Genomic DNA, 24,639 nt, shown 5'->3' with positions numbered 1-24,639 from the left:
CGGCGTCAGTGTACGCGGGTCTGCCACGGGCCGCGAGCGAATACCGTAGGAAATTCCGGGGTGATTCTTCGGACACGGAACCGGCTGTGGACCGATGGAAATTCCGGCCGGGATGGCTCGCAGGAATTTCCGGATAAACTCTCAGCTTCTCCCGCGACGGCCTCGCGGTATGATCAACCGGTTAGAGCCTGCCCGCCCCGCCCGAGACTCGCCCATGCCTGCCGATCCCGCTCAGACGCATGTCGCCGTCACCTACGACCACACGGCGCCGCTGGTTGCCTGCCGGTTCGATCCGGCCGGGCGCTATGTTTTTGCGGGAGCCCAGGACAACAAAGTGCTGCGGTGGGATCTCGCGTCGGGGGCCAAGGTCGAACTGGCCGCCCATGACAGTTGGGTTTTCAGCTTCGCCTTTTCGAAAGACGCCGCCACGCTGATCACGGCGGGCTATGACGGTCGGCTGATCTGGTGGGCGACCGCCGCCGACCAGCCGGTCCCCGTCCGGACGATTGACGCCCATCGCGGCTGGATTCGGGCCGTCGTCACCAGTCCCGACGGTCAGTTTCTGGCGACCTGCGGCGACGACCTGCTCGTCAAGCTCTGGCGACTGGAAGACGGCACGCTGGTCCGCGAGTTCCCCGGTCATCTGCGTTACGTGTTTAATGTCGCTTTTCATCCGGACGGCAAGCACCTGGTGTCAAGCGACCTCGTCGCCCGCTTCATCCAGTGGGAACTGGAGACCGGCAAGCTCGTCCGCGAATTCCCGATCGCCGCCCTCACGAAGTACGACGAAGGATTCCGGGCCGACTACGGCGGCGCCCATGACATGAGTTTTTCGCTCGACGGCAAGCGTCTGCTGGCCTCGGGAATCACCAACGTGACCAACGCCTTCGCCGGCGTCGGCAATCCGATCGTTGTCGAGATCGACTGGGAGACTGGCAAGGAGGCGATCACGCACCTCACGAAGGCCAAACTCAACGGCGTCGCCTGGGGCTCGCTGTATCATCCCGACGGCTTCATCGCCGCGGCGATCGGCGGCCAGGCGGGGGGACATCTGTTTTTCTGGAAGCCCGATGCGGCGGACGAGTTCCACTCCCTGAGTCTCGGCAGCCCGGCCCGCGACCTGTCGCTCCACCCGGACGGCCTGCGCCTGGCGACGCCGCACCACGACTCGAAGCTGCGGATCAGCCTGATGGGGCCGAAGCAGAGTTAGGGAATAGCGAATAGGGAGTAGCGAATAGCCAGAAAAGCAGGCTGATCGTGAATCGCCTCTGGCTCTCGACTCTGGACTCTCGACTCTCGACTTCCCGGGACTCTCGTCTCCTGACGGTTGCCTGGCTATACTTCTTCCGCTGGCGTGAAACGGTCGGTTTCCCGCACAAACCACTCCGCAGACACTTTTTGACAAGGACTTCGATCCATGGCAGCCCGCGTCGGTCAGTTGGCCCCGGATTTCTCTGTGCAGGCATACGATCGCACCAAGAACGATACCGCACAGCAGTTCAAGCAGGTGAATCTGTCGGACTACGCCGGCCAGTGGGTCTGCCTCTACTTCTATCCGCTCGACTTCACGTTCGTCTGTCCGACGGAGATCGTGTCGTTCAACGACGCCCTGGGCGAATTCGGCGGCCGCAATTGCGCGCTGCTGACCGCCAGCACCGACAGCGCCTTCTGCCACAAGGGCTGGTGCGACAGCCACCCTGGACTGGCGCAGATGAAGCACCTGATGCTCGCCGACACGACGCACGCTCTTTCGAAGGCGTACGGCGTGCTGAAGGAAGACATGGGAGTCGCTTACCGCGGCACGTTCCTGATCGATCCGAAGGGGATTCTCCGCTGGGCTTCGATCAACGATCTGCCGGTCGGCCGGAGCATCGAAGAAGTCCTCCGCGTCCTCGACGCCCTGCAGACCGACAAGCTGGTCCCCTGCGGCTGGAAAAAAGGGGAGAAGACGCTGAATTAGTCGATGGTCTATCGTCTATGGTTGATGGTCAGAACGGGGGGACGGGAGTCGGTCTCGAATGCCGCCCGGCGGAGCTGAGAGACCTTCCCCATTACTCAACGATCGACGCTCAACCCTCAACGAATTCCCAAACGACCCGCGTTCCCGTGAACGCGGGTCGTTTGCTTTGTGTCGTGATGATCCGGGGAGCCGGGCCGTGCGTTCTTCCCCGAGTCGGCGACGCGCAGTTTGACGGAGTTTTCCGCGGCCTCCTATAATCTGGTAGTCTGAACAAACGCGACCGGTCGCGTCGCCGAGTTGACGTTCCTGCCAGGGGAATCGTACTGATGCGTTCTGTCCGACTCACGAGCCCCGGAACCGTCTCGGAACTCTGCCTGGCGTGGCTCGCCGTGGTGGCCTTGTTCGTTTCGAGAGTTTCGGCCCAGGAAGCAGCTCCCGCCGATCCGCCCGTCCCCCCCGCGGGGCCGATCGGCCAGTTTGTCACGGTTTCCAGCCCGATCGACGATACGGTCTACGCCCGGGTCTCCGCCGCCGCTCTCGACCTCAAGTCGCAGGCTGCGCGGGAGAACCGCAAGGGGATACTGGTCCTGCAGATCGAGCCCGGCACCAGTCCGTTCCACCAGGTGCAGGGATTGACGAAGTTCCTGACGTCCGCTGCGGTCGCCGGGCTGACCACGGTGGCCTGGGTGCCGCAGACCGTGACTGGTCCGAATGTGCTGGTGGCCCTGGCCTGCCGCGAAATCGTGATGCATCCGGATGCCGAGCTGGGGGACATTTCGCGCGGCAAGCCCCTCGATCCCGAGGACGAACAGACCGCCCTGGCGCTCGGCGCCAAACGAAATAATCCCAAGGTCAGCACGGCGTTGATCCAGGGGATGCTCGATCCCCAGGAACAGCTCTGGCGGGTCCAGGTGGAACGAGCCGACGGACAGTCCGAGACCCGGATTGCAACGGTCGACGAACTGGAGACGCTCCGCAAAACCAACGTGACGCTCAACAACCCGGAGATCATCAAGGAGCGGGGAGTTACGGGAGTCTTCAAGGGCTCGACCAGCCGAGCGCTGAACATGCTGGTCTCGCAGACCGCCGAGAACCGGGCCGCGGTTTCCGAACTGTACCGACTTCCCCGCGAGGCCATGCGGGAGAATCTGGCGCAGGGCGACGGTCGCAAAGTCCGGCTGATTCGGGTCGAAGGAACGATCGATCCCCTGCTCGAATCGTTTCTCGAGCGCCAGGTGCGGCGAGCCATCGCCCAGGGGGCAAAGATCCTGATTCTTGAGATCGATTCGCCCGGCGGTCAGCTCCTGGCCAGCCTGAATCTGGCCAATCTGCTGGCCGATCTGAATCCGCAGGAAGTTCGCACGGTTGCCTATGTCCCCAAAATGGCGCTCAGCGGAGCGGCGATCATCGCGCTGGGGTGCGACGAGATCGTCATGCACCCCGACGCCCGCTTCGGCGACGCCGGGCCGATTGAAATGAAAGCCGGCGGGCAGTTTGAGCGTGTCCCGGAAAAGCTGCTGAGTCCGCTCCGAGTCAGTCTGCGGCATCTGGCGGAGAAGAAAGGGCGGGCTCCGGCCCTGGCCGAGGCGATGGCGTTTCGGACGCTGAAGGTCTTCGAAGTCACCAACCGGGAAACGGGTCGGATTTCGTACATGAGCGAGGAGGATCTGCACAATTCGAACGGCGAGTGGATCCAGGGGCCGCAATTGCGGGAAACGAACGGGGAGCTCCTGCTGACGGTCGACGGCAAGCGGGCGCACGAATTGAAGCTGGCCGAACGGCCGGTCGCGGACTTTCAGGAGCTGCGCAGCCGACTGGGAATCCCCCCCGATACCCGGATTGCGCCGCTGCAGCAGACCTGGGTGGATAATACAGTCTTCCTGCTGAATACGACGGGGATGAAAGTCCTCCTGCTGGTCCTGGGGGTGGCGTTGCTGTACGTCGAACTCCACTTCATGACCGGCATCCTGGGGCTGTCGTCGGTCCTCTGCTTCGTCCTCTTCTTCTGGTCGTCGGTTCTCGGCGGGACGGCCGGCTGGCTGGAGATCACGCTGTTCGTCTTTGGAATCTCCTGCCTGGCGCTGGAAGTTTTCGTGATTCCCGGATTCGGCGTGTTCGGCGTGACCGGCATCCTGTCGATGCTCGTTTCGCTGGTCATGGCTCTGCAGACGTTCGGCAACTTCGAGCCGGGCGCCGATCTCGACTCGCTCCTCAAGAGTATCGGGACCGTCCTTGGCGCCTTCCTGGGAGTCGGCATTCTGGGTGTTGCGCTGGCCCGGGTGCTGCCCCATACCCCGCTGTACGATCAGATGACGCTCGGCCCGCCCGGAGTCGACGACACCACTCCGCGGCTGAGGCGGGAGAATGATCCTTCCGAACTGGCGGCAGGTCTGGTCGGTCGCCGCGGTCGGAGCCTGACCATGCTGCGCCCCTCCGGAAAGGCGGAAATTGGGGGACAGGTCTACGACGTCCAGAGCGACGGCCAGTTCATCGCGGCCGAAGCGACGATTGAAGTCGTCTCGGCCCAGGGCGTACGGGTGATCGTTCGCGAAGTCGTGTAGGGCGGGCTCTGCCGGCCGCCAGAACGGTTCCTTGTCCGGGACGGGACGGGATTGCGCGGCCAGTGCAACGCCTGAACCGGGGCGCCGCCGACTCCGGCACCGGCCGCGCGATAATCTCCGCGATTCGTGAAACGGCTCGGTCTGTGGAACGCGCCTGTTTCACAGCCGGCGCGGCATGCATGTGGCCGGAGGGGGCGGAGGTTCTCGCTTCAATCGTCGTGCGCGTTCGGCCTTCGTCTTCGGTCCGGAAGGCCGACAACACTCCTTCCCGTTCGACATTCGAAACCGTTCTTTGCCACGGTGGGGCGAGCCGGGGACTCCTCCTGCCGCGACAACCGTTACCGCGGGTTTTTCCGAAATCCTCGGAATAGTCTGCGTAATCGGACGGACTCCGACCGATGAATTAGGACAGCGAGGTGTCAGCGCGCCTCGCGGACGGTGGGTTTATTCACCGTCGACCGCAGGGACGCAACGGAGAATCCCCACACAGATGTCGGGGAGAGTTTCCTGAGCCTTCCCGGCAGTTCCCGATGCCATTCTCGGGGGCGCCGGGCGCCGGCGCTTTGCCGGGCCTTAGCGGATTGGGTCAGCGAGGGAAACGGAAGGAGTGCATTCCATGCGCAAGTACGGAAAGTGGGCATTGACGCTGGGCCTGCTGGCGGCGATGCCCGGTCTGACCTTCGCCGCGGGCGAGGCTGCGAGCCCACGGTCCGCCGGCCAGTCGGGCGCCGCCAGCCCGAACCAGGCGAAGGCCGAGGAGATCGCCAAGGCCCTGAAAGCCGCCGGCGTCAAAGGCAAAGGTATCGAACTCGAATTTCAGAACGGCGTGGTCCTGATCAAGGGCCAGGTCAGCGATGCCGGCATGCGATCGACCGCAGAACGCACGATCAAGCGCGTTCCGGGCGTCAGCAACGTCAGCAATCAATTGACGGTCGGAACTTCGACCGCTGCGGCTGCGACGCGTTCTGCGGAACGGCTTGGCGGAGTCGTCCAGGCTGGCGGAACCGAGCGTGCCGGCGATCGTCGCGGCCAGATCCAGAAGGTCAATTACGGCATGGACAACCAGGCTGTCGCCGAGCAGATCGGCGGGGCTCTGGGTGCGGCCGGACTGGAAGGCTACGACATCGAAGTCCGCTTCTCGAACGGCGTCTGCACGCTGGCGGGCGAAGTCGATTCGCCGGCTCAGGCCGCGCAGGCCCAGCAACTGGTCAGCCAGGTTCCGGGGGTGGAACAAGTTTCCAACCGGCTTCGCGTCCCGGGCATGCGTCCCGGAATGCAGCCGGGCATGCCCGGACAGCCGCCGGCCGGTCCTTACGGTTACCCGGCCATGCCGACCGGCTATCAGGGACCGGGCGGAGCGCCGATGCCGATGGGACCGGGCGTGCCGGCTCCTCCCGGCTACGGTCATCCGGGCGCCGGCGCCTCCCAGACGATGTACAACCAGCCGAGTCTGCCGGAGCATGCCTGGCCGGCCTACGCCCAGTATCCCAACTACGCGGCAGTCAACTATCCGTCGCAGTACAGCGCGAGCGCGTTCCCGTACATGGGACCGTTCTACCCGTACCCGCAGGTCCCGATGGGCTGGCGCGACGCCACCCTCCGCTGGGACGACGGTCAGTGGAATCTGCAGTTCAATCAGCGGACCGACAAGTGGTGGTGGTTTATGAGCCCCAAGAACTGGTAGTCCGTACTCCACCGTCTGGCAGGTCCGTCTGAGAAGGATGGGCCTGTCCCGGTCTGCTCGCACAGGACCCGATCCGAAGTGGGCTGGCCGTGGTTGGCGGAGGCCCGAGGGCGCCGCCGGTACGGCCGGTTGCAAGCTGAATGGCGCAACGCCCCGGAGTCATCGCTCCGGGGCGTTTTCATTCCAGGCGGCTTGAGGGCGATTTCGAGGCGTGCGGCGGAACTGCCGCCCGCGGCTCGACTTGGAGAATCCCCTGAGCCGGGCGGCGAATCTGGAAGAATCGTTAAAAGCGTCAGAATCCCGCAAGTTTCCCGCAGTCGCCGAACGATAAAGAGATTGTCGGTCGATAGTCCCCGCGAGTGATGTTTCTCCACGGGCCGGACTCGACCATCCCTTCCAAGCAGACGGTGTGATGCAGGCGGGGGTTTTTCCCGCTGATTCCGGAGAGGCAAGATGAAGAAGCCAGGATCGTTGCTGAAGCGAGTCTCGCTGCTGATGGGCATCGGCCTGCTGACCGCCAGCAACAGCGGCTGCGTCCTGCTCGGAGACTTCCTCAAGATGGCATTCATCGGTTCGGCCTTCTTCGGGACGACCCCCGCCATTCCAGTCAGCCCGTACTACAGCGAGCTGATCGAAGATACGTACAAGAAAGAGGAACGGTACGACAAAGTGCCGATTCTCGATCCGGTCGAAGGGGAGCACGCCCCCCTCTTCTGCCAGGATCCTCCGTCGCCCGACGAGGTCATGATGGCCATGCCGAACGAAACGTCCGGCGGCTGGTCCTTCCTCGCCGAAACCAACCGGAACAACGTGCGGATCGTCGTCGAGCCCATCGTCGACCGCATGGACGACTGCCGGTTCTACCCGATGGTCGGCCCGGCCCGACTCCACCACTGCCACTACAAGTGCACGGTCTACTACGACAAGGTCATCCGCTCGGACTGGCCGGTGCCGTTCCATCACAAGGACGAATCGATTCAGGTCGTCTACATCGACCACGACCACCTGATTCGCTGTGCCGGACCGCAGTCGACCGGATTCCAGTAACGAGTCGGCTCGATCCGAGAATTCACGCCAAGCCCGATCGGCACCTGCCGGTCGGGCTTGGTGCATTTCCCGCCGGCTCAGTCCTGGTAATCATTGGTTGGCTTGTCGAGCAGCGAATCAACCGACGGTCGCCGAATCCTTTGGCAGACTTCTCCGGATCTCTCCCCCGCCGTAGAATCTCGCGTTGGACCCTTTTTCGGGCGGAACCGACAGAATTTCGCACCAACGCGGTAGAGCCGGAGCCGTCAATCGATCGATCGGCCTGGAGGCAGGAGCAGAGAAGTGACTGAAACGCCACAGCCGACCGTCGCCGTGGTCGGAGCGAGCCAGAATCGCGCCAAATACGGCAACAAGTCGGTCAGGGCTCACCTGCGGCAGGGTTATCGAGTCTTTCCGATCAACCCGAGCGCCGCGACCATCGAGGGGCAGCAGGTCTGGCCCAGCGTGAACGACGTTCCCGTCGAGCGTCTCGATCGGATCACGGTCTACGTTCCGCCGGAGATCGGGATCACGCTGCTGGAACAGTTCGCCGCCAAACAGCCGTCGGAAATCTGGCTCAACCCCGGCAGCGAGAGCGAGGCGTTGCTGCAGCGGGCGGAAGAACTGGGACTGCCGGTCATCAATGCCTGCAGCATCGTCGACCTGGGGGCAAGTCCGTCGGAATTTGGAGATCGCTAGTGGTAGTCGCCGTGCAAAAGTGCTTCATCGATTGCGAGTGTCGAGCGTGAACGCAGAGAAATCTATCGAGATTCTGCCGATCCTCCACCCGGTGACTGGCGAAATCCGACCGCCGGGATCGAAAAGCCTGACCAACCGCGCGCTGGTCGTCGCGGCCCTGGCGGACGGTCCGTCGCACCTGACCGGCGTTCTCGACAGTCGCGATACGCAGGTCATGCTCGACAGCTTGAAGCGGCTCGGGTTGCACGTGCTCGCCGACTCTGGAGCATGTACCGTCGAAATCGTGGGCTGTCGCGGAAAAATCCCGGCCGGCGAAGCAAATCTGTGGCTGGAGAACAGCGGGACCAGCATCCGCTTTCTGACGGCAATGTGCGCCCTCGGCCACGGAATCTACCGTCTCGACGGCAACGATCGGATGCGACAGCGGCCGATCGACGACCTGCTGGAAACGCTGGCACAGCTCGGCGTCAAAGTTCGATCGGAACTGGGCACGAATTCGCCGCCGGTCGTGGTGACCTCGCAGGGGCTGGAAGGGGGCGTCGCGACCGTTTCCGCGGAGAAGTCGAGCCAGTTTCTCAGTGCCGCCCTCATGGCCGCCCCCTGCGCCCGCAGCCCGTTGGAGCTTCGTCTGACCGGGCCGATGGTGTCGGAACCCTATATCGAGATGACTCTGGGGGTCATGCGGCAGTTCGGCGTGACAGTCGACGTCCAGCCCGGATCGTACCGGATTCGCCCTCAGACCTATCGCGGCGGACACTACGACATCGAACCGGACGCCTCGGCGGCGAGTTATTTTTTTGGACTGGCGGCGATCACCGGCGGACGGATCACCGTTCTCGGGCTCTCGCGCGACGCTCTGCAGGGAGACGTCCATTTTGTCGACGCTCTCGAACAGATGGGCTGCGACGTGGAATGGGGCGTCGACCGGATTACCGTCCAGGGGCGGCCGCTGCGGGGCATCGACATCGATATGAATGCCATCAGCGACACGGCCCAGACTCTGGCCGCGGTCGCCCCGTTTGCCGATGGTCCGACCACGATCCGGAACATTGCCCACGTGCGCCATAAGGAAACCGACCGGATTACTGCGGTCGTCACTGAACTGCAGCGGCTGGGCATCCGGGCCGACGAGCACGCCGACGGCATGACGATTTATCCCGGTCCCGTCTCCCCCGGCGAGGTCCACACTTACGACGATCACCGGATGGCGATGAGCTTTTCGCTGATCGGCCTGCGGGCGCCAGGCATCCGGATTCTCGATCCAGGCTGCACCGCAAAGACTTACCCCGACTACTTCCGGGACCTGAACCGGCTGTGCGACCCGTTTCGGTGAAACGCACCCTGCGCGACTCTTCCACCAACACCAGCACGACTCGCCGCGTGGCAGCAGCAGACTGCAGCGAATGGTCTGCGACCTGAGGACGCCACGAAATGCCTGAAGAGTTCTCCGCTCCGCGCCGGTTCGGGCTCGCCGCCGGCAGCGCACGCGAACTGGCTTACCAGGTCCTGCGGGACAGTCGCGAATCGGGCCAGTGGCCCAGCGAGCTCCTCGACGAGCGGCTGGACGCCGCGGGATTGACGGCTCAGGACCGCGGATTGACGCGGGAGCTGGTCTTCGGCGTCGTTCGCCGGGAGGATACGCTCGATGCGCTGCTGCGAAAACTGGTCAAGCGGCCGCGCGAGGCGATGGAGGAGGAGCTGTGGCTGCTGCTGCAGCTCGGCGTCTACCAGATCGCCCTCATGCCCGGCATGGCGCACCACGCCGCGGTCCACGAAACGGTCGAGCTGGCCCGCCGGGCCGGCCGCGTCCGCTGGACGGGCTTCGTCAACGGCGTCCTCCGTGGCGCAACGCGACTTGTCACCAACGAGCCTGTGACCGAACCGGGGCCGGATGCGCTGCCCGTGGGCGCGGGCTTTCTCCGGCTAAATGAGCCCGTCTTCGCCGATCCGGCGACAGAACCGGCAGCATACCTGGCCGCCGCCGCCAGTTTCCCCGAGTGGCTGATTGCGCGCTGGCTGAAATTCGCCGACTGGCGGCAGGTACTCGGCTGGACGCAATGGTTCAATCAGCCTCCCACATTGACGGCCCGAGTGAACGGACTGCGCACCACGCGCGATGAGCTCCTGGCCGCGTGGCAGGCTGCCGGGATGCAGGTCCGCCCCGGTCCGCACCCGTCGTCGATTCTGGTCGACAGCGGCCCTCGCGTCGAAGAATGGCCCGGCTTTGCCGAGGGCTGGTTCACCGTGCAGGATCTGGCGGCGATGGCCGCCGCGACCCGGCTGGCCCCCGAGCCGGGGCAGGATGTCTGGGACGTCTGCGCTGCACCGGGCGCCAAGAGTTGCCACCTGGCAGAGTTAATGCAGAATCACGGAACTCTGATCGCCTCCGACCTGCAGGCTCGCCGGCTCAACCGGATCGACGAAAACTCCCGTCGGCTGGGGTTGTCGATCATCCGTTCAATGCTGGTGTCCGCGGGCGGCCACGACCTGCCACGGGGACCGTTTCACCGGGTCCTCGTCGACGTTCCCTGCGGCAACACCGGGGTACTGGGAAAGCGGCCGGAAGCCCGCTGGCGGATTACGCCCGAAGGGATCGCGGACCTGACCATGATCCAGCGCCGGCTGCTCGCCGACGCCCTCGCCCGGACCAATGTCGGCGGGCGAGTCCTGTACTCGACGTGCAGCATCGATCCCGAGGAAAACACCGCGGTCGTCCACTCGACCATCGACCACAACCCAAGGTTTCGGCTGATCGAGGAAGTAACCCTCTGGCCGGGGCAGCCCGCGGACGGCGCCTACCAGGCGCTCATCGAGCGGGTCTGAACGATCCCGATCCTACTTCGACTCCGTCTTCGCACCCGCCGCCGCCTGCTGCACGGCCGCGGGACTATCGGTCAATTCCAGCCGATAATCGCCAATGGCGCTGACTTGCGACCCGGGGCCCAGCGGATTGACGACGTTGCGATCGACCGTATTGTGCTGCGAAACGATCAGCCCGCGCGACATGTCGAACACGATGTCCGACGTGATCAGTCGCTGCATGAGCTGCATTTCCATCTGCGGATCGTTCAGGACGCCCTTCGGGCCGACGCGCATTTTGATGTGAGCCAGATTCCCGTCGACCGAAACCAGCGTGTATTCCCGCATCAGCGAGAAATTCTGCTGCAGCGTCTTGCCGACGGTCACCGGCGTGTCGAACGATTCCTTCCACTTTCCGCCAATCGGCACCGGCTCTTCCGGAAAGACGACCAGGAAGTTACTCGCTTCCGCAGCGCCGGGAATGTCCGTCACCAGAGGTGTCAGTTTGACCAGTTCACCGCGTGACGTGACTTCTGTCCGCGCCAGCGGCTTGCCGGTGCTGGCCAGGACGGCCTGAAACTTGGGATCCGGACTGTCCCCGGGATTGGCGGTATCGAAGTTGACGGCAGGGTGCTCGCCGAACTTCAGTTCCATGCTGACTCGCTCGTTGAGCGTCTCCAGGACCGCCTGACCCCGTTCGTCGGCAGTGATGACGCGATAGTGCTTCCAGGTGACCGCTTTATTCGCGTGCTTCTCGACGTTGGCGTTGTACTTCGCCTCGATCTGCATCTTGTCCGTGATCTTCAGATGAATGAACATTCCCGGACGGAACTTGTAGCGGAGCAGATAGCCGTCGTCGGCGTTGGCAGGAGCCGCGCACAGCAGGAGGGCGAAGACGGCCAGAGTCGAGTGTCCGAGAATCCGCAGCATTCGGGCGTTCCTTCGCCGGTCGCGAGCTTGACCAGACCGCCGTCCCGGGCGGTCGGGCGGGAAACCTAGCACACCCCCAGTTCCGTGGGGAGCCCAGTTTTGTGAAACAGGGGCTATCGTTCCAAGACATCGGCCTCCCACGGCGTAGAAGGTATTGTCAGATCAGCACTTCAACGCCACAAGGAGGCCGGAGGTGAGTTGACAGGGTTTGCTGCCGTTTGCCCTCGATTTCCTCCCCCGAAAACTGATCGAATCGAGGTCTCTCGGACGCAGCTCACCGGCGAGGCTGGTTCAATCGTCGTCGCGCGGATCCGCTGGGCGAGGGGTTCGCCACGCCATGGCGTCAGCGACTGATCAAGGCGGCGGAGATCACGGTCAGCGCCCGCCGGGTGGCGGTCCGGTTGAGCGTAAGCTGGCCGTCTGCGGACGCGTACCGCCGGATTTCGCAGGCGGTGCTGGCCTGGCCGCGCACCACCTGACGCCTTCTCCCGTCGCGCGGCCACGGACCCGCCATCATCATTCGACGTTCCCGGGGAGGGGGGCGTTCTGCGCGCCGCCCGGCGCAGATCGCCGTTCGACCGCCGCTTGCTCTCAGGCCGAGCCGATGTCGGAACGACGAGTTGATTGATGAATCATGCGGGTTAGCGCGTTTTGCAGCAACTTTGCAGTTTTGCTCGTCGCAATGCCGGGACCGGCGATCAGCGGCGGACAGGAAGTCTCAGCGGGAGCGCGGTCAGGGTTCCTTCGCCGTCCCGAATCAGCAACGACTCTGAAATCGCGTGAAACTCCAGGCCGGTGCAAGTGTCGCCGGGAAGATTCAGCTCCAGATCACATAACTGGTCTCCGGTTTCCAGCCGCCAGAATTTGATTAACCCGCTGCTGTCTCCGCTGATCACGGTTTTCCCATCCGGCGAGAACTCAACTGCGTTCACTTCGCGCCGATGACCTGTCAGCCGAGTCAGCAACTTTCCAGATTCGACGTCCCAGATCCAGATGGCCCGGTCGGAACAGGCCGCCGCCAGATACCGCCCATCGCGTGAAAACCGCAGGTCTTTGATGGACTGCGAAGGCGAGCCGTCCGACCAGCGGGTCAGCCGAGTCGCAGGATCGAGAACCACCACCTGATGGCCGACGCTGACCGCCAGCAAACCCGATTGAGATGACATCGCCGAATCGCTCAGGTTCTCGTCGAAGGCCATCTCCGCCTGCTCGTTTCCGGTCGCCAGTTCGACGAACTGCAGCCGATTCCACGAGTGTCGCCGGAGAACAGCCAGCGTTTCCCGGGGATCGACATGAATGCCGTCCACGGAGGCATCATGAGAGGAAAATGGCCAGACCTGCGATGGCTGCAAAGTTTCCGAATCGCGGATCACCAGCCAGTTCGCTCCGCGTCCCTGCTTAACCTCAACGGTCACCGGGCGACCTCTTGGAGTCACGGCCAGTTCATCGAAGAAGCTGGCGTCCGGGATTGGCTGCTGCAATGCTGCGCCAGGCCTCGCGGGACGCATCCGTTCGTCGAGTTCCCCCAATCCCGATTCGGAATAAAAGATCGTCCGAGTTCCAACCGGCAGACTGTGGACTCCGTCGACTTCGGCGGAAGCTCGGAACGTGCCGCGTGCAGCCGTGAGCGCCGTAACCGGCGTCGACCTGACGTGTCCATCCGCGCCGGCCGAAATCAGTTCGGTCCCGTCGGCGGTCAATTGGAGGTCAAAGATCCGATCCGAGTGCGCTCGGACGAGGCTGGCGACTCCGTCGGCAGTTCGACTGACCGCAGGGTTGTCGGCAATCTGGCGGAACATTTCGGGATCATCCGGGACAGAATGAATGACTCCCTGTCGGTCGGCAGCGTAGAATGTCCGAGCGTCCGGACCTCCGATCAGGCAGTCGATCACGTCGAGCAGTTGGACTTCGGCAAGCTTCTTCCGGCTGCCGATCTCATACAAACCGACGCGACGGTCGCTCATCGTCGCAACCAGTCGTCGGCCGTCTCCGGAAATCGTAAAGCCTTTCAGATTTTCGCTGCTCAGATCCCAGTCCGACTCCAGCCGCCCTGACGGCAGTTCCCAGATCGCGGCCTGGTCGTCCAGCCCCAGCGAGAAGATTCGGCGGCGGTCCGGGAACAGGCACATCCCGTTGAGCGCCCGGCGGTGCGCATCGATCACCCGACCCGCGGAGCCAGTTCGCAGATCCCAGCACCGGAGTTTACCGTCGGTTCCAGACGAGATCAGCAGATTCTCCTCGGGAATCGCGATGATATTGTGCGCCTGTTCGGGAGCATGGCCCTCCAGACGAATCAGCCGACGGCCAGTCGCAACGTCCCACTGGCAAAGCGAGCCGTCGTCGCCGGTAGTCCAGAGAATGCGATCGTGGTCGGAAAACACGAGGTCATTGCACTCGCGCTGCTCCGTGAACCATTCGTTCACAATTGCGCCCGAATGGAAATCGACCAGGCGCACAACCGCGTCCTTTCCGGTCACGGCCAGACGGTTTCCCGAGCCTGCCAGGCAGACCGAATAGACGGCGGACGGCAGACGGGTGATTTCTCGATACGGACTGTCCTGACGGGACCTGAGCCAGGCCCACTCCAGGCTGCGAAAGGACTGAAACTCAGGCTGGTCCAGTTGGCCGACGATCAGCGTCAGCTCCGGAAGATCACGGTCTCGCCAGGCGTTGGAGGCGCGGCGCACCTGAGCGATATAGAGCTTTTCAAGTGCCTCGATCTTTTGTGTGTCGGAAACCGCGCGCAGCTCGTCAGCCCGGCGAACCGCTTCCCGCTGCAGTTGTACTGCAGCTTCCAGATTCTGATTCAACGTGTTGAGCTGGCGATTGGCCACGGCCAGAACGATTGCGACTGCAGTCAAAGCCACGAAATTCGCGGCGACCACGGTCGTCGCCGTCGGATGGCGACGGATCCACCGGATCAGTTGTTCCGGCATGGAAGGGCAGCGGGCGACGACGGTTTCGCCGGCAAGGAATCTCGACAGATCTGCGGCAAGTTCGCGGGCCGTGAGATAGCGATCCTGTGGGCGCTTCTCCAGACACTTCAGACAGATCGCCTGCAGGTCGGCGGGGATCTCAGGCCTCAGACGGCGCGGTTCCATGGGGAACTCGCTGCCGATTCTCTGCAACAGATCCGCCGGGCTGGTTCCGAGAATGGGGAGACGCCCCGTCAGGGCCTCATACAAAATGACTCCGAGCGGATAAATGTCGCATCCGAAGCCGAGACGCCTGCCCCCTCCGGCGGCCTGTTCTGGCGACATATAAGGCAGCGAGCCGATGACGCTCCCTTCGACGGTTGTCGGACCGGCCTCTTCCGACAGGCGGGCCAGTCCGAAATCTGTGATCCGCGGCACAAACGGCAGTTCGTCCTGACTTCGTGAAGAGTCGAGCAGCACATTCGCAGGTTTCAGATCGCGATGGAGAATTCCCTGCGAGTGTGCGACTTCCACCCCGAAAGCGAGCTCGCGCACTAACGCCGCCGCAAGTCGACAAGCGATTGAATGCTGAGAGGTGCGCCGCTCAGCAAGCCACGCCGCAAGCGACTGCCCTTCGACAAATTCCGACGCCAGGAAACAGACCTCGGCATCGATCTGCGCCTCGAAAATCGGGACGATATTGGGGTGGCTCAAACGGGCCGCCGCCCGGGCCTCCACGGCGAAGCGTTGGCGGATTCCTTCCTGCACAAACAGCGGCCAATGCGGGACTTTCAGCGCGACCAACCGGTGGAGGCTCCGATCCCAGGCGCGAAAGACCGTCCCGCAGCCGCCGATGCCGACGGTCTCACGAATTTCAAACCGTTGCTCAAGTTCCCGCCATCGCGGAATTAGACCTGTCGATCCCGATCCGTCGACCGGCCTGCCGGCAGAACTCGGGCCGAGACCGATATTTGTATCCGAAGTCACAAGCACCGGTGGCGGCGGCGTCAAAAACAGACTTGGTTCACTTCCCGGGGTCGACCCAAGGATCGGCAAGTCGGCGGTGGAGGGGAGCCATTCCAGTTTGCCAGACCAGGCATCGCGGTGAGTGGCCTCCTCAGCGCGGCGCTGGCAGTGCCGGCAATGGTCGAGATGCAGGCTGCAGGCCATTTCCTCTTCTGGGGCAATTTGGCCTGCCAGAAATCGCCGAAGGACGTCCTCCGTCGGACACTCCGCGGAAGAGTCGTCCGCCGGAATTCCCGTTTCCGCTGAGGGCATCCTGGACGCCTTCCTCGCTAGTTTCTGGCTGCGAAGGGCAATTCCCATCGCTACCGCCAGGACTCAACTCGAGAGAATTGCCGAATCTTCCGCCAGAACTGCGATCTCGCGTTTCAGACGGTCCAGGATGCGGTACTTCGTCCGATAGACCCAACTTGCCGATTTGCAGATGTCGGCGGCAACCTCCAAGCAAGGCTCGTCGGCCTGCCAGACGCGGCAGAACGCCGTCCATTCCTCAGCGGTGAACTCGGGACAGATTCGATTCAGACTGGCATCGAGCACCGCCGCGTTAAAATCCGCCAGCCACGATTGACAGCTCGGCTCGGCCAGTTGTTCGCAGTCCTGCAGCGACCCTGCCGAAGTCCGGCACGACTGCCGCCGCTGCTTCCAGATCGCGCGAATCGCAATCGTTGCCAGCCAGGACCGGAACAGTCCGCGATCAGGCTGCTGCTGGAAGTTCGAAATCTGACGACTGACTGCAAACAGCACCTGTTGCGAAATGTCCTCGGCATCCGCCTGCTGAAGCCCGCGTCGGCGGCAATAGCAGACCAGAACGTCGGCATATCGACTGGAGAACTGGCGCCACGCGGCGGAATCCTGTTGGTTGTGCAGCGCATTTAACAGAGATGCGACGGTGGTCGGAAACTGCTCGTGCCCGCTCATCAACGTTGGCTCATGCCCTGCGTTTTCGAGAAATTCAGACATCGTAAGGCGCCCACAAATCGTTCTATCGCCGCTGTCTTGTTCAAGTCCCAGTGACTGACAATCAACCACCGCACGCGATGGGATTAACGCCCCGGAACACGCGAACACGTCGGACGACGAACGGCTCTCCATATCTTTTTTTACAAAGCTGAAAGCGTCAGTCGACGGGAATTCCGCACAAAGTTGCCCGAATCTCATCGTTTTCTGAAAAAAATGACATTCGGCCGGCAGTTAGAGAGTGACAAGGTCGCTTTCCGCATTCCGAGGGTCCCGGATGATGATCGCCGCAAGCCGTTCTCACGCATTACGTTCTGACGCGGCGGCAGCGCCGCAAGTGTTCTCCGTGCAGCCAGTCATCTTTCTGATTGACGGCGATCGAGAGCTGCGGGCCTGGCTGGCTGGGCTGGTCGGCAGCGTCGGCGGACAGGTTTCAGGCTTCGACCGTCTCGCCCAGTTTCTAGCCGAAGTCGGGCAGAATGAGCGCGGCTGCGTGGCGATGGACATGCCGCGCGGCGAAGCCGGCGCATCCATGAAGATGCTCCGCCAACGCGGTTACCGTCAGCCAGTGCTGGCGCTCGCCGAAGATGGAACCATTGCCGACGCCGTTGCAGCCATCAAGGCGGGCGCCGACGATTTTCTGCTGAAACCCCCCAACGCGCAGGTCATGCTTGAGGCGTTGCAGTCGGCTTGGCGGAGCGAGTTGGAACGTGCCGAACGAAGCCGTCAGATCGAGCAGTGGCGGGACCGGTTCGCCTGTCTGTCGCCGCGCGAGCACGAAGTCCTGCGCTGTATTATCAAGGGGCAGATCAGCAAGGAAATCGGTTTTGAGCTGGGGATTTCGTCGCGGACGGTGGATGCCCACCGCTCGGCGATTCTCCGTAAGCTCGGAGGCGCACGGATTTCCGAACTGGTCGCCATGTATATGCTGATCGACACGGAATCGTCAGCGGCCTCGCTGGCTTTGCCGGCCCAGTCCTGATCGTTTCGAAGATCGCTAATAGTCGTAGCGAATCCCCGCCCCGATCAGTTGCTGGTGGTCGTTCAGAAAGACGTACTGGGAATTCGGGCCGTTGAAGTATTGCATTCCCGCCCGAAAGACGTGATCGCTCTCGCGACCGCGCCACTGCCAGCCGGCCATGACGTTGATGGAGCCGTTCCAGTCGACCGTCTCCCGAAATTGGGCGTTGACCGCCAGATAGGGCTCCCCGCGGATTCCTGTCGGCCGGTTCGAACTCCATTCGAAACCTGTCTGGAACTCCCACGGTTTATCGCCGCCCGTGCCATAGAACGACCAGCCGACCTCCGCGTACAGTCGTAGCGGATCGATCGGGAACCAGCCGCCGCCAAGCACAAACGCGTCGCGGCTGTAGTTATTCCGCACGTAGCCAGGATTCTTGATCAGGTACTCGTCCCCCACGTGCGAACTGATGTGATAGTAGGCGAGTTTGGCCTGGAACGGCCCTTCGCGGTAGGTCAGGGGGACGCCCGCTCGAAAGTCGACCGACATGACGTCCCGTTCTTCCTGAGGCTGCATTCGCAGCAGCGCGGCTCCTTCGACGTCGATCTGAAAGCCCTCGGGCTGAATGCCTCGCGCTGTCCCGAAACGCGCCAGACCAACTCGCCCGCCCAGCGCACTGTCCCACAGCGTTTCTCCGCCGGTCTCGTGCAGAAACGCTGTCGACATCCGCGGTTCTTTTTCGCCCGCGATATACGACTTATACAGCAACCCCTCGGGGAGCAGGTGCCATCCCCAGGGCTCGTCGGGAAAATCCTGCGGACGAAAGTCCTCGCGGACCGAGTCCAGCCACGAGCCGCGGACGGAGTCGTCCGTGAGTAGCTCCGGGTGTGTGACGAACGTCCCGCCCACCCCGTCGCCGACCAGAAACGGATCGTCCTGACCGGGGAGACTGGCTGCACTGGAGACCGTCACCCAGGCGGCCAGATACGCGGCCACCAGCCGCCATCGCATGACCATGAAAATCGCCTTCTCGACCCGACTTCGTTTTCGATCGGACTCGCGGCGTGAGGCGCGGGGCCGATGCGAACCGCGAGGTTGTAGCAGTCCTGTTCCAGCTCGAATAGACCGAACACGCGACCGCGGGTTCGCCTCGCGTTTCACGCTGGCGATTCCTCTTGCTGCTGGCGTCTTGAGAACCTACAACACGGCCCGCCATGAAACTGGATTCCACCGGCGGGGGCCATGGACTACCACCTCAAACCACTTGGAAAGACCTGCGCAGGGACCGGCCGTCCGCTGACGCCGGGCTCGGTCTGCCACTCCGTGGTCGTGGAGAAGGATGGCGAACTGCTGCGGCTCGACTTTTCTGAAGAAGGCTGGCAGGGGCCGCCGCCGGAGGTCATCGGCCACTGGACGTCGACGGTTCCGGCCGATCCAACCGCTGGTCAGGCTCGCCTGGATCCCGAACCGCTGATGCGGTACTTCGAACAGCTCAGCGAAGAAGCCAGTCCGGTTCACGACAGGCTGCGTTATGTGCTGGCGATCCTGTTGCTGAAATATCGCAAACTGAGGCTCGACGACGCACGCGGAGAGGACGGGGAAGAAATTCTCGTTCTCGCCGGTCTCCACGGCGAAGGGTCGTTCGAGGTGCCCAACCTCCGGCTCCCCGCCCCCGAAACACAGCAATTGCAGCAGGAGCTGCGGACTCACCTGGCGGCGGAGTGGAGCTGATGCACGCGTGCCCAGGGAGCGATGACGCCGGCGTTTCACGGATCAGCCGGCGCGCGGCCCTCCGCTCAGCCGCCGCGATGGGCCTCGTGTTTCTACCAGGATGCACGTCGATGCGCTCGTGGCTGCGCGGACCGGCAGACCCGTTCGCCAGCCAGCCCTGCGTACTCCCGCCCGACGCCACCGTCGAACAAGTCGTCGCCCACCTGAATCAGAACGTCGATCGCCTGCAGTCCTGGCGCGCCCACGGAGTCGGAATCCGAGTCAAAGGGATTCCGTTTCCTCTCAACGGAGACCTGGCCGTTCAGAAGGGGCGACGCCTTCGGCTGATGGTCAATTCGATCGGCGGCACCGAAGTCGACCTGGGCTCCAACGAACATCTCTTCTGGTTCTGGGCTAAGCAGAACAAACAGCCCCACGTGTATTACGCCAGGCACGAAGACGCCGATCTGGCGGTCCGGCAGCTCAACCTGCCGTTCGAACCGCAGTGGCTGATGGAAGCCTTCGGACTGTCGCCGTACGATTTTCAGCAATTGCGGCTGCAGCCCGGGATGCAACCGGGAACCGTGCAGCTTGTGTCGGACCACGTCCTGAACAACGGCTGGCAGGTCCGCCAGATCGTTGTCGTGGATCTCTGCCGCGGACTCGTCCGGGAACACACGCTGTGGGATTCTGCCCGCAACGGAAAAATCATCGCCTCCGCCCGGCTGGGGGAACACTTCATCGACCCGCAGACCGGGGTGGTGCTGCCGCGCCGGATCGAGCTCGACTGGCCGCAGGCCGAGATGAGCCTTGCCATGGAATTCGGCGCGATTCAGGTTAATCCGCCGGCGCTTCCCGAACAGCTCTGGGAAATGCCGGTCCTGCCGCAGACTCAGGCGGTCAATCTCGGGCGTTCAGCGCGGGCGTCGCTCGATGACTGATGACGGTCGAAAACTCAGCAGCCGGTTAGACGGCCCGGCGTGATTCCGTCGATTTCGCGGGCGTGGCGGCGGCCGCTCGACCGCGAGCCTGCTCAGCCAGCCCTTCGGCCGAGATCTGGTCGACGAGCTGCTGAGCATAACCGTCCATCTCGATGACCAGAGCGTCGACCCGGCCCGCCAGATACATATACATGATCATTGCCGGAATGGCGATCAGCAGCCCGACCGCCGTTGTCAGCAGGGCGAGGCCGATCCCCGCCGCCAAGTCCTGCGTCTTTCCCATCGCATTCCGCGCGGCGATATTGTTAAACGAGTCGATCATACCGACCACGGTCCCGAGCAGCCCGACCAGCGGAGCCACGGTCGAGGCGCCATTCAGCACGCGCAAGTGCTTCCGGAGCTGGCTCAACTGGCGTTCGCCGCCGTCAATAATCGCCTGCTCGACTTCCACGCTGGGTTTGCCCCACTTGCGAATGCCGTGGGCGAAGATCGAGGCGATCGGGCTGCGGTTTTCTTCACACAATCCGGCCGCCGAACGGGAATCGAGTTTGCCCTGTTCCAGGTGCTCGAAGAACCGGAATACGAAGGGACGGGGAATCACCCGACCGCGGCGCAGCACGACCAGCCGTTCGATCGAGAACCAGACCACGACGATCGACATCAGGCCCAGCGGCCAGGCGAATGCTCCGAGCGCATAGAGGACCTCGATCGGTTCGCGCGGGATGATTGTTTCGGGTCTGGCTGGCTCCTCGCCCGCCGCCGGCTTCGCGCCTGGAGCGGCTCCCGCGGGGAGACGATCCTGCGAACGGGCTGCCATCGACCAGGTCGCCGCCAGGAGCAGCGTGCAGATGAGGAGCCGGAACGAATGCCAGGGACGATTCGAGGAGAGGCGTGTTCGGATACGTGTCACGACGTCTGTCCCTGAAAATCGCGAGACACCGAACCGGACCAACCTGGCGCCGGAACACCGCAGAATTGTAGCGAGAACCGGCAGAGCCGGCAGAGCAGTTCACGGCGGGAATTCGAGGACTCCGAGCCAAATCTGTCGGCCGAGCCGAATACTAAGGTCTCGAAAACCTGGACGAGCGGCAACTTCTCGATCGAGGTGCAGAAAATGCGAAGGCTGGAGAAACTCCTGCGACTCAACGCCCGAGAGTGTCCGGGAGCCCTACTGCTCCATGATGTCTTTTTCCTTCGCCTCGGCAAGAGCATTGACCTTACCCTCATATTGCTTGGTCAGCTCTTGAATCGCGTCCTTGGTCGCTTCGTGCAGATCTTCGCTCATCAGCTTGTCCTTGAGCGCCTGATCCGCGTGCTTGTTGGCATCGCGGCGAATGTTTCGAATCGAGACCCGCGCATCTTCGGCCAAGTCCTTCACCCGCGAGACGAGCTGCCGACGGCGTTCCGTCGAGAGGGGGGGGATGTTCAGTCGAATCACTCGACCATCCGAATTCGGAGCCAGTCCCACATCGCTCGACTGAATCGCCTTCGCAATGTCGTTCAGAATCCCCGCGTCGAAGGGGCGAATCAGGATCTGCTGCGGTTCGGGAACGCTGACGGTGGCGATCTGCTTGAGCGGCGTCGGCGAACCGTAGTAGTCAACCCGGATGGAATCCACGAGCCCGGACGTCGCCCGTCCGGTCCGCAAACCGGTCAACTGGTCGTGGACAACCCGTGCAGCCTTGTCCATGCGTTCTTCGGCGTCCAGTAGAATCTCATCCTGGTCCATCGTGCCCTCACTGAATCTGGCGAGTCGTTTCGTCCCGGCGAATTGGCACCATATCTCATTCCATCGCTTCCGCAAAGCAAGAGCAGAAGCAGGGAAGCTCTGCGGCGGCCGAGTGACGCCGGTTTTTTTGTACACATCCGCCACAGCTTGATTGATTGCAGCCACAACCTAATTTGATAAGATGCTGGTTTCGCGACCGACGAGTACAACCTCGAATTCCCGATTTTTCTGACAGATATCTGGTAAGGAAGGATCACGCGTGTCCGTAGACAAGGCAAAGCCGGCCGTCAAAGCGCCGGAACCGGTCAACGTGAAGGAAATGCTGCAGAACCGCGGACCGATGGTGGCGGACGAACTGGCTCAGTTCCGCCGCGCCATTGCTGCCGACCAGGTCATGCAGACGCGAATCGAGATCGACGCCCTGCTGCGCGAAGTCGAAGCGGGCGAAACCCAGTCGGGCGCGATCGTGCGGGCAGGCGTGGGTGCTTACCTGCTGGCTCAGCACGCGATCGCCAACCGCATCCTCTCCGGGGTCACTGGCGACGCGGTTGGCAGCTACGTGCACGGCCTGACGCTGCTGGCGCTCGATAAACCGGCGGAGGCCGCCGAAAAGTTCGCCGCCGCCGCCAAGGCCGGCTTTGACTCTGTCGAAGCCACGCTGAAGCGGGCGGGCGCGATCCGGCTGCAGGGACGCGTTGACGAAGCCGAACAGGTCGTCCGCTCCACCGGCACGGAAGGCGCCCGGCGGGCCGAATACTCGTATCAGATGGGCTGTATTCTCGCCGACCGCGGCGATACGTACGGGGCCATCGAGTACTTCGAACGCGCCGTCGACATGGATCCCCACCACGCCCAGGCGCTCTTCCGCCTGGCCGGCGAGAACGCACTCTACGGCAACGACTCCGAAGCAATCCGTCTGTACGAGCAGTCCCTGAGCAAAGCGCCGTACCATCTGGGCGCCCTGCTCAATCTCGGCCTGCTCTACGAAGACCGGGGCAATTATCCCGCGGCAGCCTTCTGTTTCCGCCGCATTCTCAGCTTCGATCCCGAGCATGCGCGAGCCCGCATGTACATGAAGGACATTGAAGCGACGAGCGACATGTTCTACGACGACGACGTCGCCCGGAATGAAGCTCGCCTGGAACAGCTCCTCAGCCGGCCGGTCACGGATTTCGAGCTGTCGGTTCGCAGCCGCAATTGCCTGGCAAGCATGAACATCATGACTTTGGGCGACCTGACGCGGACCACCGAGAACGACCTGTTGCAGGGCAAGAATTTCGGCGAGACCTCCCTGGTCGAAATTCGCGAACTCATGGCCCAGCATGGGCTGACTGTCGGCCAGAACCTGCAGGCCGTCGCCAAACCCGCCCATGCCCCCGGACTGCCGGTCGGCCTGCCGCTGGAGCTCTCCCCGCAGGAACAGCAGCTTCTCAGCTCGGCCGTGTCCGATCTGCAGCTTTCGGTTCGCGCCCGCAAATGCATGGCCCGACTGCAGATCGCGTCGCTTGGCGAGCTGATCCAGCGATCGCCCGACGATCTGCTCTCGACCAAGAACTTCGGCGTGACCTCGCTGAACGAAATCCGTCAGCAGCTCGCCGAACGCGGGCTGAAGCTCCGCAACGACTGACGGACGCAGGCCCTCAGTGAATCCGGCAGGCCCGTTTTCCCGCAGTTCCATCGCGAGAAAACGGGCCTGCGGCGTTTGCATCCGGTACATGCAGCCCGCCGCGGCGATCGCTGCGGTGCAGCGATCGCCGCCATTCAGTATGATTCCCCGTGCTGCGAACCATCCGCAGCGGTACCCTGTCCGGAAACTGGTCATCCCTGGTGACAGGCCAGTTTCCCGTCGCTTCTCTTTCCGGCCCATCGACTTCACATGCTGGAAAATCTCCCGGTTCGAACTCTGCATTTCGACGGCCTGACGATCGAAGGCTACTCACGCGCGGCCGTGCAAAGCTACTGGCGGATTCCCGAGCTGAAACTGGGGTTCGATCTCGGCGGCAGCCCCTGGGACTTCATCGGCACCAGCACGATTTTCATTACGCACGCCCACCTCGACCACATGGCGGCGCTGCCGGTCTACGTGGCCCGGCGGCGAATGATGAAGATGGAGCCACCGACAATCTATGTCCCGGCGGAGAACGTCGAAAACGTCGATCGGATGCTGAAGATCTGGCAGCGGCTCGATCGCGGACGCATGGTCTGCAACCTCATCGGCGTCAACCCCGGCGATGAGATTGAACTTTCTCGCGAACATGTCGTCACCACTTTCCGCACCAGGCATACCGTCCCCTCCGTCGGCTACGTCGTCTGGTCGCGGCGGCGAAAGCTGAAGCCCGAGTATCAGGGACTCTCTGGCGACCAGATCCGCGATATCCGACTGTCCGGAACGGAAGTCACCGCCGAACAACGGACTCCGATCGTTTGCTACACCGGCGACACATCGCCGGACGGGCTCGACGACTATCCGCCGGTCTACGAGGCCCGGCTGCTGATTACCGAGCTGACGTTTTTCCGCCCCGAGCATCGGAAGGAAAAGATCCACAAGTTCGGGCATACTCATCTGGACGACCTGATCGAGCGCAAAGATCGGTTCCGGAACGAGCTGATCATCGCCATGCACTTCTCAACGCGCTATCCGACGCACCAGATCGAAAAGGCGGTCACGAAGCGACTGCCGCCGGAACTGCGCGACCGGATGTTGCTCTGGCTGTAGGCCGCGCAGGATCCATCGCGCGAACCTG

General features: G+C 63.0%; 20 protein-coding genes. 13 read left to right on the top strand and 7 right to left on the bottom strand.

Translation table 11 applies throughout. The features are described from left to right. Positions 1-214: 214 nt before the first annotated feature. The 8 genes from SH412_RS03355 (at position 215) to SH412_RS03320 (ending at position 10,753) form a co-directional block, all read left to right on the top strand. Positions 215-1,210, top strand: a complete 996-nt coding sequence (locus tag SH412_RS03355) for a WD40 repeat domain-containing protein (RefSeq protein WP_336522097.1) — start codon at positions 215-217, stop codon at positions 1,208-1,210. A gap of 207 nt (positions 1,211-1,417) precedes the next feature. Beyond that, on the top strand, positions 1,418-1,960 hold the full coding sequence (locus tag SH412_RS03350) for a peroxiredoxin (protein WP_336522096.1): 543 nt from the start codon (positions 1,418-1,420) through the stop codon (positions 1,958-1,960). 326 nt (positions 1,961-2,286) lie between these two features. Next, a complete protein-coding gene (locus SH412_RS03345) occupies positions 2,287-4,521 on the top strand; it encodes an NfeD family protein (RefSeq protein WP_336522095.1) in 2,235 nt (744 codons plus the stop codon). Positions 4,522-5,137: 616 nt separating this feature from the next. Beyond that, positions 5,138-6,205, top strand: coding sequence for a BON domain-containing protein (locus tag SH412_RS03340; protein ID WP_336522094.1), 1,068 nt, complete (start codon positions 5,138-5,140; stop codon positions 6,203-6,205). A gap of 453 nt (positions 6,206-6,658) precedes the next feature. Next, a complete protein-coding gene (locus tag SH412_RS03335; protein WP_336522093.1) occupies positions 6,659-7,252 on the top strand; it encodes a hypothetical protein in 594 nt (197 codons plus the stop codon). Between the two features lie 282 nt (positions 7,253-7,534). Then, entirely contained in the window at positions 7,535-7,930 is a 396-nt protein-coding gene (locus tag SH412_RS03330; protein ID WP_336522092.1) for a CoA-binding protein, read from the top strand. A 46-nt stretch (positions 7,931-7,976) separates the two neighbouring features. Next, positions 7,977-9,263 (top strand): 3-phosphoshikimate 1-carboxyvinyltransferase, encoded by a 1,287-nt coding sequence (gene aroA / locus SH412_RS03325; RefSeq protein ID WP_336522091.1) that lies wholly within the window; start codon positions 7,977-7,979, stop codon positions 9,261-9,263. A gap of 98 nt (positions 9,264-9,361) precedes the next feature. Continuing rightward, a complete protein-coding gene (locus SH412_RS03320; protein ID WP_336522090.1) occupies positions 9,362-10,753 on the top strand; it encodes a transcription antitermination factor NusB in 1,392 nt (463 codons plus the stop codon). A 12-nt stretch (positions 10,754-10,765) separates the two neighbouring features. On the opposite strand, the gene SH412_RS03315 is transcribed toward SH412_RS03320, so the two are convergent. The 4 genes from SH412_RS03315 to SH412_RS03300 form a co-directional block, all read right to left on the bottom strand. Next, positions 10,766-11,659, bottom strand: a complete 894-nt coding sequence (locus tag SH412_RS03315) for a hypothetical protein (RefSeq protein WP_336522089.1) — start codon at positions 11,657-11,659, stop codon at positions 10,766-10,768. Between the two features lie 343 nt (positions 11,660-12,002). Continuing rightward, the gene (locus tag SH412_RS03310) at positions 12,003-12,134 is read right to left on the bottom strand and encodes a hypothetical protein (protein WP_336522088.1); all 132 of its coding nucleotides are present in this window, start codon (positions 12,132-12,134) and stop codon (positions 12,003-12,005) included. A 223-nt stretch (positions 12,135-12,357) separates the two neighbouring features. Further along, the gene (locus SH412_RS03305; protein WP_336522087.1) at positions 12,358-15,744 is read right to left on the bottom strand and encodes a WD40 repeat domain-containing serine/threonine protein kinase; all 3,387 of its coding nucleotides are present in this window, start codon (positions 15,742-15,744) and stop codon (positions 12,358-12,360) included. A gap of 171 nt (positions 15,745-15,915) precedes the next feature. After that, a complete protein-coding gene (locus SH412_RS03300) occupies positions 15,916-16,755 on the bottom strand; it encodes an RNA polymerase sigma factor (protein ID WP_336522086.1) in 840 nt (279 codons plus the stop codon). Positions 16,756-16,900: 145 nt separating this feature from the next. Here SH412_RS03300 and SH412_RS03295 point away from each other — a divergent pair, with 145 nt between their 5' ends. Then, the gene (locus SH412_RS03295) at positions 16,901-17,536 is read left to right on the top strand and encodes a response regulator transcription factor (RefSeq protein WP_336522085.1); all 636 of its coding nucleotides are present in this window, start codon (positions 16,901-16,903) and stop codon (positions 17,534-17,536) included. Between the two features lie 15 nt (positions 17,537-17,551). Here the strand turns inward: SH412_RS03295 and SH412_RS03290 are convergent, their stop codons facing one another. Beyond that, positions 17,552-18,532, bottom strand: coding sequence for a DUF1207 domain-containing protein (locus tag SH412_RS03290; protein WP_336522084.1), 981 nt, complete (start codon positions 18,530-18,532; stop codon positions 17,552-17,554). Positions 18,533-18,757: 225 nt separating this feature from the next. Between SH412_RS03290 and SH412_RS03285 the strand changes: the two genes are divergently transcribed. After that, a complete protein-coding gene (locus SH412_RS03285; protein ID WP_336522083.1) occupies positions 18,758-19,246 on the top strand; it encodes a hypothetical protein in 489 nt (162 codons plus the stop codon). 110 nt (positions 19,247-19,356) lie between these two features. After that, positions 19,357-20,166 carry a hypothetical protein gene (locus tag SH412_RS03280; protein ID WP_336522082.1) on the top strand — a complete coding sequence of 270 codons (810 nt, stop codon included), beginning with the start codon at positions 19,357-19,359 and terminating at the stop codon, positions 20,164-20,166. A gap of 25 nt (positions 20,167-20,191) precedes the next feature. Here SH412_RS03280 and SH412_RS03275 read toward each other — a convergent pair whose 3' ends face one another. Together SH412_RS03275 and frr are read right to left on the bottom strand one after the other, a co-directional pair. Further along, positions 20,192-21,076 carry a MotA/TolQ/ExbB proton channel family protein gene (locus tag SH412_RS03275; RefSeq protein ID WP_336522081.1) on the bottom strand — a complete coding sequence of 295 codons (885 nt, stop codon included), beginning with the start codon at positions 21,074-21,076 and terminating at the stop codon, positions 20,192-20,194. Positions 21,077-21,334: 258 nt separating this feature from the next. After that, on the bottom strand, positions 21,335-21,895 hold the full coding sequence (frr, locus tag SH412_RS03270; protein WP_336522080.1) for a ribosome recycling factor: 561 nt from the start codon (positions 21,893-21,895) through the stop codon (positions 21,335-21,337). Positions 21,896-22,154: 259 nt separating this feature from the next. On the opposite strand from frr, the gene SH412_RS03265 reads away from it, so the two are divergent. Beyond that, complete coding sequence (locus SH412_RS03265; protein ID WP_336522079.1) at positions 22,155-23,522, top strand: DNA-directed RNA polymerase subunit alpha C-terminal domain-containing protein; 1,368 nt, start codon at positions 22,155-22,157, stop codon at positions 23,520-23,522. 249 nt (positions 23,523-23,771) lie between these two features. Beyond that, the gene (locus SH412_RS03260; RefSeq protein WP_336522078.1) at positions 23,772-24,611 is read left to right on the top strand and encodes an MBL fold metallo-hydrolase; all 840 of its coding nucleotides are present in this window, start codon (positions 23,772-23,774) and stop codon (positions 24,609-24,611) included. Positions 24,612-24,639: the final 28 nt, after the last annotated feature.

The organism is Planctellipticum variicoloris, assembly GCF_030622045.1.
GTDB lineage: Bacteria > Planctomycetota > Planctomycetia > Planctomycetales > Planctomycetaceae > Planctellipticum > Planctellipticum variicoloris.
The sequence above is the reverse complement of the archived record's forward strand: the minus strand, read 5'-3'. Positions and strand labels throughout refer to the sequence as shown.

Coding starts and splice junctions, on each gene's coding strand:
- SH412_RS03355 (WP_336522097.1), top strand. CDS start 215: ATGCCTGCCGATCCCGCTCAGACGCATGTCGCCGTCACCTACGACCAC.
- SH412_RS03350 (WP_336522096.1), top strand. CDS start 1,418: ATGGCAGCCCGCGTCGGTCAGTTGGCCCCGGATTTCTCTGTGCAGGCA.
- SH412_RS03345 (WP_336522095.1), top strand. CDS start 2,287: ATGCGTTCTGTCCGACTCACGAGCCCCGGAACCGTCTCGGAACTCTGC.
- SH412_RS03340 (WP_336522094.1), top strand. CDS start 5,138: ATGCGCAAGTACGGAAAGTGGGCATTGACGCTGGGCCTGCTGGCGGCG.
- SH412_RS03335 (WP_336522093.1), top strand. CDS start 6,659: ATGAAGAAGCCAGGATCGTTGCTGAAGCGAGTCTCGCTGCTGATGGGC.
- SH412_RS03320 (WP_336522090.1), top strand. CDS start 9,362: ATGCCTGAAGAGTTCTCCGCTCCGCGCCGGTTCGGGCTCGCCGCCGGC.
- SH412_RS03315 (WP_336522089.1), bottom strand. CDS start 11,659: ATGCTGCGGATTCTCGGACACTCGACTCTGGCCGTCTTCGCCCTCCTG.
- SH412_RS03305 (WP_336522087.1), bottom strand. CDS start 15,744: ATGGCCTGCAGCCTGCATCTCGACCATTGCCGGCACTGCCAGCGCCGC.
- SH412_RS03300 (WP_336522086.1), bottom strand. CDS start 16,755: ATGAGATTCGGGCAACTTTGTGCGGAATTCCCGTCGACTGACGCTTTC.
- SH412_RS03290 (WP_336522084.1), bottom strand. CDS start 18,532: ATGGTCATGCGATGGCGGCTGGTGGCCGCGTATCTGGCCGCCTGGGTG.
- SH412_RS03285 (WP_336522083.1), top strand. CDS start 18,758: ATGGACTACCACCTCAAACCACTTGGAAAGACCTGCGCAGGGACCGGC.
- SH412_RS03280 (WP_336522082.1), top strand. CDS start 19,357: ATGCGCTCGTGGCTGCGCGGACCGGCAGACCCGTTCGCCAGCCAGCCC.
- frr (WP_336522080.1), bottom strand. CDS start 21,895: ATGGACCAGGATGAGATTCTACTGGACGCCGAAGAACGCATGGACAAG.
- SH412_RS03260 (WP_336522078.1), top strand. CDS start 23,772: ATGCTGGAAAATCTCCCGGTTCGAACTCTGCATTTCGACGGCCTGACG.